10 protein-coding genes are annotated in these 9,350 nt (G+C 69.9%); 6 read left to right on the top strand and 4 right to left on the bottom strand.

The window, feature by feature from the left end:
• Nucleotides 1-137: 137 nt before the first annotated feature.
• From QN357_RS15590 to QN357_RS15600, 3 genes are read left to right on the top strand one after another with little or no spacing between them, the layout of a single operon-like run.
• Nucleotides 138-806 (top strand): glycosyltransferase family 2 protein, encoded by a 669-nt coding sequence (locus tag QN357_RS15590; RefSeq protein ID WP_323505159.1) that lies wholly within the window; start codon nucleotides 138-140, stop codon nucleotides 804-806.
• Entirely contained in the window at nucleotides 803-1,549 is a 747-nt protein-coding gene (locus QN357_RS15595) for a TIGR04282 family arsenosugar biosynthesis glycosyltransferase (protein ID WP_323505160.1), read from the top strand. Before QN357_RS15590 ends, QN357_RS15595 begins: the two co-directional genes overlap by 4 nt.
• Complete coding sequence (locus tag QN357_RS15600; RefSeq protein WP_323505161.1) at nucleotides 1,546-2,304, top strand: class I SAM-dependent methyltransferase; 759 nt, start codon at nucleotides 1,546-1,548, stop codon at nucleotides 2,302-2,304. The genes QN357_RS15595 and QN357_RS15600 overlap by 4 nt, the downstream gene beginning before the upstream one ends.
• Nucleotides 2,305-2,458: 154 nt before the next feature.
• Here QN357_RS15600 and QN357_RS15605 read toward each other — a convergent pair whose 3' ends face one another.
• On the bottom strand, nucleotides 2,459-2,956 hold the full coding sequence (locus tag QN357_RS15605) for a hypothetical protein (RefSeq protein WP_323505162.1): 498 nt from the start codon (nucleotides 2,954-2,956) through the stop codon (nucleotides 2,459-2,461).
• Nucleotides 2,953-4,329 carry a molybdopterin-dependent oxidoreductase gene (locus QN357_RS15610; RefSeq protein ID WP_416347624.1) on the bottom strand — a complete coding sequence of 459 codons (1,377 nt, stop codon included), beginning with the start codon at nucleotides 4,327-4,329 and terminating at the stop codon, nucleotides 2,953-2,955. Before QN357_RS15610 ends, QN357_RS15605 begins: the two co-directional genes overlap by 4 nt.
• 132 nt (nucleotides 4,330-4,461) lie before the next feature.
• Here QN357_RS15610 and QN357_RS15615 point away from each other — a divergent pair, with 132 nt between their 5' ends.
• Complete coding sequence (locus QN357_RS15615; RefSeq protein ID WP_323505163.1) at nucleotides 4,462-5,862, top strand: glycosyltransferase family 87 protein; 1,401 nt, start codon at nucleotides 4,462-4,464, stop codon at nucleotides 5,860-5,862.
• A gap of 132 nt (nucleotides 5,863-5,994) precedes the next feature.
• Here the strand turns inward: QN357_RS15615 and QN357_RS15620 are convergent, their stop codons facing one another.
• A complete protein-coding gene (locus QN357_RS15620; RefSeq protein WP_134449015.1) occupies nucleotides 5,995-6,669 on the bottom strand; it encodes a hypothetical protein in 675 nt (224 codons plus the stop codon).
• 136 nt (nucleotides 6,670-6,805) lie between these two features.
• On the bottom strand, nucleotides 6,806-7,258 hold the full coding sequence (locus tag QN357_RS15625; protein WP_134449014.1) for a metallopeptidase family protein: 453 nt from the start codon (nucleotides 7,256-7,258) through the stop codon (nucleotides 6,806-6,808).
• 45 nt (nucleotides 7,259-7,303) lie between these two features.
• Here QN357_RS15625 and QN357_RS15630 point away from each other — a divergent pair, with 45 nt between their 5' ends.
• Together QN357_RS15630 and ahcY are read left to right on the top strand one after the other, a co-directional pair.
• The gene (locus QN357_RS15630) at nucleotides 7,304-7,546 is read left to right on the top strand and encodes a DUF3499 family protein (protein WP_134449013.1); all 243 of its coding nucleotides are present in this window, start codon (nucleotides 7,304-7,306) and stop codon (nucleotides 7,544-7,546) included.
• A 78-nt stretch (nucleotides 7,547-7,624) separates the two neighbouring features.
• Nucleotides 7,625-9,124 carry an adenosylhomocysteinase gene (gene ahcY / locus QN357_RS15635; RefSeq protein ID WP_134449012.1) on the top strand — a complete coding sequence of 500 codons (1,500 nt, stop codon included), beginning with the start codon at nucleotides 7,625-7,627 and terminating at the stop codon, nucleotides 9,122-9,124.
• The last annotated feature ends 226 nt before the right edge of the window (nucleotides 9,125-9,350 follow it).

The raw sequence follows: 9,350 nt of genomic DNA on the forward strand, positions 1-9,350 counted from the left end.
GTGGAAGGGGCTGTCACGGTCTCAGGATACGGTGGCCCCGGCCGGCCGGAAACGCCGCGGGGCTGCTCCCGGTGTTCTTCCTCAGTCCGTAATGTTCTCGGCCCTGTTCCGGGTCGGCGCCCCTTTAGGGTCGGAAGATGACTCCGATCCAGGTCGACCTCGTGCTCCCGTGCCTCAACGAGGCCGGCGCCCTGCCGTGGGTGCTGTCGCGCCTGCCGGAGGGCTACCGGGCGATCGTCGTCGACAACGGGTCGACCGACGGCTCGGCCGAGATCGCCGCAGCGGCGGGCGCCCTCGTCGTGCACGAGGAGCGCCGCGGCTTCGGCGCCGCCGCCCACGCGGGGCTCCTTGCCGCGACTGCCCCGATCGTAGCGTTCTGCGACGCCGACGCGTCGATGGACCCGGCCGAACTTCCGCGCATCGTCGGCCCGATCCTCGCCGGAGACGCCGACCTCGTGCTCGGCCGCCGCCGTCCCACGACCCGCGGATCCTGGCCACTGCACGCCCGCCTGGCCAATTCCAGTCTTTCCTGGCGCCTGCGCCGAACAACCGGTGTGAACATACATGACCTCGGCCCCATGCGGGCCGCCCGGCGCCCGGCGCTGCTGTCCCTCGACCTCCAGGACCGACGCAGCGGCTACCCGCTCGAGATGTTCCTCCGTGCGTCCGACGCGGGATGGAGCATCCGCGAGGTCGACACCTCCTATTCGCCGCGGGTCGGACGCAGCAAAGTGACCGGAACGATCCGCGGCACCGTGACCGCGATCGGCGACATGTCCGCCCTGCTGCGCGAGGCCCGGAAATGACGGCCCTCGTCGTGATCGCCAAAGAGTGCCTGCCCGGCCGGGTCAAGACCCGCCTGCACCCGGCGCTCTCCTTCGAGCAGGCCGCCGAGCTCGCCGCCGCGAGCCTCGACGACACCCTGACCGCAGCGCTCGCCCTCCCGGCCTCGCGCCGCATCCTCGCCTTCGACGGGGTCACCCCGCCGCGCCTGGCCGCTGAGTTCGAGATCCTGCCCCAGGTCGCCGGCAGTCTCGACGAACGCCTCGCCGCCATCTTCGACGGGCTCGACGAACCGACCGTCCTGATCGGCATGGACACCCCGCAGGTGACCACCGAGCTGCTCGCGCCGGTCTTCACCGACTGGCCAGACGACACGGATGCCTGGCTCGGCCTCGCGGACGACGGCGGCTTCTGGGCGCTCGCGCTCGCCGCGCCGCGCGGAGGGTCGAGCCGTGGTCACTCCCGGAACGGTCACTCCCGGCGCGGGGACCTGATTCGCGGCGTCGCGATGTCGATGGACGACACCGGGGCCCGGCAGCTCGATCGCTTGGAGGAGGCGGGCCTCCGGGTGCGGCACCTGCCCCTGCTCACCGATGTCGACACGATCGCAGATGCGCACTCCGTCGCCGCCACGGTTCCGAATGGGCGCTTCGCACGCACCCTCGCCGCCCTGCTCCCCGGCGCTACGGCCGCCCGCACGGACGCCCGCCCCGCCGATCGCGACGCGACCGGCGCTGTCGCCACCGGAATTCCGGTGCGCGCATGAACGCGCAGGCCGCCCGCATCCTCGAACGGGACATCCTCGAACCCGATCGCCTCGATCGCGTCCCCGGCGAGCGGGCATCCGCCCTCGACCTCGCCCCCGCGACCTTCGGCGCCGGCGGGGCGGAACCCTATGCGGCCGCGCTGCGCAACGCCGACAACGTTCTCTACCTCCGCCGTTCCCGGGACGGCGGCCTCATCGCCGCCGCGACCATGGACGCCGCCCGGTGGAGCGCCGACGCCGACGACACCGACCAGCTCCTGCTCGACGGCCTGACCGGTCCTGTCCTCGACATCGGCTGCGGCCCTGGCCGGATGGTGCGTGCCGCGATGGACCGCGGCCTGTCCGCGCTTGGAATCGACGTTTCGCCGACCGCCGTACGGATCGCCGTCGACGCCGGCCTCAGCGTGCTCAAGCGCAGCGTCTTCGACCCGATGCCGCTCGAGGGCGGCTGGGCGGGCGCGCTCCTCGTCGACGGGAACATCGGCATCGGCGGCGACGTGACCGCGCTCCTGACCCGCTGCGCCGAACTTCTCGCGCCCCGGGGCGCGCTCCTCGTCGAGGTCAGCCACGACCCGGCGCGCGATGAACGCTACGAGGGCCGGCTCGAGGATGCCTCCGGCCTCCTCAGCGACGTCTTCCCCTGGGCGGAGGTCGGCGTCGACGCCCTCGCCGGCCATGCCGCCGACGCGGGGCTCCGGGTCGCGCACGACTGGCGCCTGGATGGCCGCTGGTTCGCCCGCCTCCTCCACGCCTGAGTCCCCGCGCTCGCCCCGCGCCCGCAACCGGGCATTCGCCCGTCGTCTCGATCGGCGTGAAGTCGGAGTTTTTCGCGACACGCCGTCACCTCCGGCAGCGGATGCGGTGTGTCGCGAATTTCTCCGACCTTACGGTTCTCGCGCGCGACGCGGGTCAGCGCAGACGGCGCCGGCCCCGCGCGTAGAGGCCGAACGACACGGCCGCGGTGACGACGGCGACAGCTGCCCAGAACACGGCGAAGTTCACGCCGTAGTCGAGGGGCAACACCGTCGGGTTGCCGGTGCCGCGCGACTGCGCGATCAGCAACGGCACCACGATCAGGCTCATGACGGAGCCGACCACAATCGCCCCCTGCACGACGAGGATGACCGTTCCGCTGATTCGGTGCCCGGCCCGGCGCAGCAGGATCCCGCAGAAGAACACGAGCGGCGAGATCACCCCGTCGTGCAACACGATCGCCGCGCCCATCCACAGGGCGATACCGGGAATCCGCGCGGGCTTCACGCTGTTGAACAGTACATAGGCGCCCCAGGCGAGACCAGCGAGGCCGAGCGTGATCAGCACGATCCGCGTGACGCGGAGGGCCGGCCCCAGTTCGCCGGATCCGGATGCTTCGACGCTTCGGTTTCCTGCAGTGCGTGCGGTACTCATACGTCCATCGCCTCGATCCGGCTCAGCCATTTGGTTTGCAGCACCCCGGGCCGCCCGGGGGCGATCATCCGGGCAGGGTAACCGTGCTCGAGGTCGAGGGTCTCCCCGTTGAGCTCGAGAGCGACGAGAGTGAGCGGGTCGCGCACGTACTCCGACCCCATCGTGGTCTGGCGGTACGCGCCCTTCTTCTCGAGGCTGGTCAAGCGAAAGGATGCCGCGGCATCCCCCGACACCAGATCGGCCAGATCGCTCAGGCGAACCCCGCGCCACCGCGCCAGCTGGCTCCAGCCCTCGACGCAGGCGATCGGCAGATCGACCTCGGTCTGGGGCATGGCGAGGAGTTCGGACCGGCTGAAGCTGCGCTCCACCCCGGCGTGCGCCACCGTCAGCACCCAGCCGGCCGCGCGGGCATCCGCGGCCACGTCCGCCTGCTTCGAGGTGCGGTTGACCGGCACCCCCTGTTGACCGACGCCCTTCTTCCGCGGTGCGAAGGCATTGACCGCGTCGAGCGGGGCGACCGTCTGCCCGGCGGTCAGCACGACGACCGTGCCGACGCTCACCCCGACCGTGGTGAGGAAGCCGCGCCGACTGAGGCGCGTGTGAGCCGTGCGCGCTGCGTCTTCCGCGTCGGCCGTGTCGTCCCGGGAAGCTGAGGCGGATCCTGTGTCGAGCCCTGACGGCGCGCGTGCCGCAGTGGCGTCCGCCCGAAGGTCCGGTGTCGCGTCGATCCAGGCGAGCAGCCGGCCGGTGACCCCGGTCGGCCGGCTCGAGCCGAACAGGCGAACGGCCTCCGGCGTCGCCGTGCGGTCGCGGGCGACCGCATCCGTCAGGTGGTCGTCGTCGCCGGAGCCATCGTCGGCCTTTTTGCGCCAGACCCGGGCGATGATCGGCAGCTTGATGCCGATGTGCAGGGCGAGCGATCCGATCAGCACCCAGCCGAGCGCGAAGTGCGTCTCCCGGAACGGGAACGGCCACGGGTACCACTGGTAAGTGTTGAGCAGGCCGATCGTGATCTGCACGAGCGAGGCGCCCACGAACAGGGCGATCGACGCGCGTTCGAGGAAATTGAGGAACGATTTCACCGGCGGCTGCTGGAACAGGTCGGGGAAGACGATGTACAGCTTCGCGAGCAGCAGCGGGAAGCAGGCGATGCCCGCGATGATGTGGGTGCCCTGGGTGAACTGGTAGAGCAGCTCCGGCCGGGTCGCGAAGTGCATGCCCGGCAGCGGCTCCTGCAGAAAGTGGCTGTACAGCCCGGTGCCGAAGCACAGCACGAAGGCGAGCCCGAGCAGTCGACCGATCACGGTCGCCATCCGCGGGTTTCGCACGGGGGAGGCCAGTGCTCGCTGGGCTTCGTACATCACTTGGCGCATGTTCCATTGCACCATCCAGCGGATGCCCGCGGGCGGGTCTACACCTTACGGTTCCGTGACGGGGCGGGTCCGTTCGGCTCTCCGAACCGGGATTCGGCGGCGCTCGCCGCGGAACTCCGACAGGATGGCCTCGTGCGCATTACGATCATCTCCCTCCTCCTGGCCGCGAGTGCGACGCTGACCGGGTACTGCGTGCTGGTCTTCTCGCTCTTCCAACCGACGCGGGACACGGTCCCCCTCCTGGTCTGCACCGGGGTGCTCTGGGCGCTGTTCGCAGCGGCCGTCTTCCTGCTGCGTCGGGTCCGGGGGCGCGCCGTGGTGGCGCTCGTGCTCGCCGGGTCGCTCGGCATCGGGGTCGCGGCGATGATCGGGCCGCCGAACACGAGCACGGACTCGGCACGGTATGCCTGGGACGGCATCGTGCAGAACGCCGGCATCTCGCCGTACGCCTACGTCCCGGCCGACGACCGGCTCGACTCCCTTCGCCCGGAGTGGTTGTTCCCGCCGACGGTGCCGTCGGGCACGGTCCCGGAGACCTGCCAGGGCCGGCGCATCGTAGTGACGCACAAGACCGCCTCGGACGCCGTGCTCTGCACCGCACTCAACCGGCCGACCGTCCCGACGATCTACCCGCCGGCGGCGGAGCTCTACTTCGCGGGCATCCGCTTCCTGGTGCCGCCGACGGCGACATACTGGCCGCTGCAACTCGGAGGGCTGGTGCTCAGCCTCGGAACGACCGTGCTCCTTCTCGCCGGGATGCGGCGCCGCGGCATCGACCCGCGGTTCGCCGCGTACTGGGCGTGGTGCCCGCTCGTGGCCTCCGAGGCGATCACGAATTCGCACGTCGACCTGCTCGGCGTGGTGTTCACCCTCGCCGCGGCGCTTCTCGTCACCCGGGCGCGGTATTGGCGGGGCGGCATCGCCCTCGGGATCGCGATCGCCGTGAAGCTCGTCCCCGTGATCGCGGCCCCGGCGATGCTCCGCAGGCAGGGCTGGAAGGTCGGCCTCGCCGCGGTCGTCACGTTCTTCGCGCTCTACGTGCCGTACGTTCTCACGACCGGGATCGGCGTGCTCGGCTACCTGCCCGGCTATCTCAGCGAGGAGGGCTACGACAACGGCAAACGCTTTGCGCTCGTCTCGCTCGTGGCCCCCGGCGGTGCCGCGGTCTTCGTTGCAGGCGGCCTGCTCGTGATCATTGCGGCGCTCGTGTTCTGGAAGACCGATCCCGATCGGCCCTGGCTCGGCCAGCTCGTGATGATCGGCAGCACCCTGCTCATCCTGAGCCCGCGGTACCCGTGGTACGCGCTGCTGCTGCTGCCGTTCGTGGCGCTCAGCGGTCGCTGGGAGTGGCTCGCCATCCCGCTCGCTCTCACACTGCGGCAGATCCTGCCTTCGCTCGAGCTGACCTGGGCGATCACGGCTGCGCTCGTCATCGTTCTCGCCGGGTCGGCCGTCCGGCTCGACCCAGCCGTGCGGGCGCGGATGCTCGGTGCGCTCCTCCGCGCCGTGCGCTTCCTGCGCCCCCCGCGCTGAGCATCCGCCAGCGCACCCCGCCCCAGAAACGGGCCGGTTAACGCCGAATTGCGGACAGAGCACCTTCGTCGTGTCGACGAAGGTGCTCTGTCCGCAATTCAACCGGGCCGGTCGGGCCCGCTTCGAGCGGTGTTACTTGGTGGCGACGGTGATCTTCGCGATGCCGACGAGGAGCTGGTCCTTGACGGCGTCGGTTCCGAAGGTCTTGTTGAGCAGGCCGGCGGCGACGGACGAGATGTGCACGGTCGTGCCCTCGAGGATTGCGTTGTCGCCGTCCATCTGCAGCGGCTTCAGGGTTCCGCCGTAGAGGTCGAACAGGAGGACCTGGGTGGCGGCGGAGGTGCCGTTGACCGACACGTCACCGAAGAGCTTCGAGGTGCCGGGGTCGATCGTGAAGTTGGTCAGTTCGACGACGGTCGAGCCGGCCGTGAGCGAGAAGCCGGAACCCTCGTGCTTGATCGAACCCTGGACGAACGGGCGGTAGCTCTGTGCGGGGTCGTAGTAGTCCACGTTTCCGCCGGTGATCGGGAAGTGCAGGCTGCCATCGGTGAGGGTGGCGGTGCCGACGGTGCCGGGGGTCAGGCCGAGGCTCGTGAGCGCCGCGGCGAAGTCGCCGTCGAGGAGAACGGCCGTGTCGACGCCCTTGAGGGAGGGGATCGAGGCGACGGGCGTCGGAGCGGACGAGGAGGTTGCGGAGGGAGTCGACGCCGCGGAGCCTGCGGTCGCGGTGCTGGAGCAGGCGGCGAGGCCTCCGAGGAGGAGGGCTGCTGCGGCGAAGCTGATGGTTGCCTTCTGGAAAGTGCGCATGATGTGATCCTTCGTGTCTGTGGGGGAAGTGGTTGTCTGTGGTGCTGACAATGGTTCGGCCCCGACACGGAATCGGTTTGGAATTACTTTTTGGGCGGCATCCGCTCACCCGCATTCACTGTGAGAAGTGGTGCTGTTAGAAGTGCCGGAAGCGATCGGGCGCGAGGTCCCAGGGATCCTTGCCGAGCAGCTCGGCGATCGCGCGGAAGACGCAGCTCTCGATCACCATGCGGCGGTGCAGGTCGTCATTGCGGTGCAGCCGGGTGAGGCGCTGGATCGGCAGCCGGTAGAACACGATGCGCCGCTCGGCGGCGTGCACGGCCCAGCGTTCGACGCCGACGCCCGGAACGACAGAATAGGGGCCTGCCGCGACCTCGAAGGCCACGTCGGCGAGCTGGTCCGGCCAGACCGAACGCAGGTAGTCGACGGTCGAGGCGACGGTCATGTCGAACAGGTCGATCCGGGTGTTCAGCGGCGGCAGGAACGGCCCCGTCGCCGAGCTGCGGATGCCGCGCCCGTGCCGATCGCGCCCGCTTCCGCGCTGCATCGGCGCGGGCGGCGGCGCGGCAGATCGACGGGATCGGGACATGCCTTCATCTTACTTCTGGCGCCGACGCGGGTAGCCTGAACGGTAATGTCATTCCGCCCTTGCTCCCGCGTCGCCTGTCCGGACGAGTCCGTCGCGACGCTCACCTTCGACTACGGCGACTCCATGGCCGTGCTCGGCCCGCTTTCGATCGAGCGTGAACCGCACGCCTTCGACCTCTGCGACCGGCACGCCCGCCTGACAAGCGTCCCGCACGGCTGGCAGCTCATCCGGCTCAGCACGATGGGCGCGATGAGCGAAGCGGACACCCCGGGCGGCCCCGACGCCTGAACCCCGGGCGGGCGAGGGCGAACCCCGGCCGTGGGACACACCCAGCCGGGGCGGCGCAGGGAATGGCATGATGGTCGCATGACTGTCGCCTCGTCCCCTGTGTCCACCGCGCCCTCGCTCGCGCCCATCTTCAAGATCGCCGACCCGCAGCTCGCCGAGGCGGGCCGGCACCAGTTGCGTCTCGCCGAGAACGAGATGCCCGGCCTGATGGCCCTCCGCGCCGAATTCGGCGAATCGAAGCCGCTCACCGGCGCACGCATCGCCGGGTCCCTGCACATGACCGTGCAGACCGCCGTCCTCATCGAGACCCTCGTGGCCCTCGGTGCGCAGGTGCGCTGGGCGAGCTGCAACATCTTCTCCACCCAGGACGACGCCGCCGCGGCCATCGCGGTCGGCCCGACCGGGACCCCGGAGAACCCGGCCGGCGTTCCCGTCTTCGCCTGGAAGGGTGAATCGCTCGAGGACTACTGGTGGTGCACCCAGCAGATCTTCGACTGGAGCATCGAGGCCGCGGCGGCGGGGGAGACCTGGGCCGGACCGAACATGATCCTCGACGACGGCGGCGACGCCACGATGCTCGTGCACAAGGGCCGCGAATTCGAACTTGCCGGCGCCGTCCCCGAGGCGACCGCGTCCGACAGCCATGAGTACCGGGTGGTACTGGACGTCCTCCGTCACTCGCTCGCGGAATCTTCCAACCGCTGGACCGAGATCGCCGCCGGTCTCGCCGGCGTGACCGAGGAGACCACGACGGGCGTCCACCGCCTGTACGAACTGGCCAGCGCCCACGAACTGCTCTTCCCCGCGATCAATGTGAACGACTCGGTGACGAAGTCGAAGTTCGACAACAAGTACGGCATCCGCCACTCCCTGCCCGACGGGCTCAACCGGGCGACCGACGTGCTCATCGGAGGCAAGGTCGTCTTCGTCGCCGGATACGGCGACGTGGGCAAGGGTGCGGCAGAGGCCCTGCGCGGCCAGGGCGCTCGCGTGATCGTAAGCGAGATCGACCCGATCAACGCCCTGCAGGCCGCGATGGACGGCTTCCAGGTCGCCCGGCTGGAGTCGGTCGTCGAGCAGGTCGACATCTTCGTGAGCGGCACCGGCAACTTCAACGTAATCCGCACCGAGCACATGCTCAAGATGAAGCACCTCGCGATCATCGCGAACGTCGGCCACTTCGACAACGAGATCGACATGGCCGCGCTCGAGACCCTCGAAGGCGCCGTACGGGTGGAGATCAAGCCGCAGGTCGACGAGTGGCACCTGCCGAGCGGGCGCAGCATCCTCGTGCTCTCCGAGGGGCGCCTGATGAACCTCGGCAACGCGACCGGACACCCCTCCTTCGTGATGAGCAACTCCTTCACGAACCAGGTGCTCGCCCAGATCGAGCTGTACTGCTACCCGGAGAAGTACCCGGTCGGCGTGTACGTGCTGCCGAAGCACCTCGACGAGAAGGTCGCCCGGCTGCACCTCGACGCCCTCGGCGTCGAACTCACCGTGCTGAGCCCCGAGCAGTCCGCCTACATCGGCGTGCCCATCGACGGCCCATACAAGGTCGACCAGTACCGCTACTGACCCGCACGCCGTGTTTCAGAGCGCCCGCATCCACCGCTCCTGCGGCGGTTGCGGGCGCTCTGTCGTATCCGCCGGCGTCCCCGCCCGCCGCCCGCCCGCAGTCGGGTGGGCTTCTTTCGTGCCGCGAGAGCGCACTTTTGGCCCTTAAACCGCGGGTTTAAGGGCCAAATGTGTACTCTCGCGGATGCTCGTGGGCGGGCATCGGGGGTGGTGACACGCCCGGGGT

Source organism: Cryobacterium sp. RTC2.1 (assembly GCF_035018685.1).
Lineage (GTDB): Bacteria > Actinomycetota > Actinomycetes > Actinomycetales > Microbacteriaceae > Cryobacterium > Cryobacterium glucosi.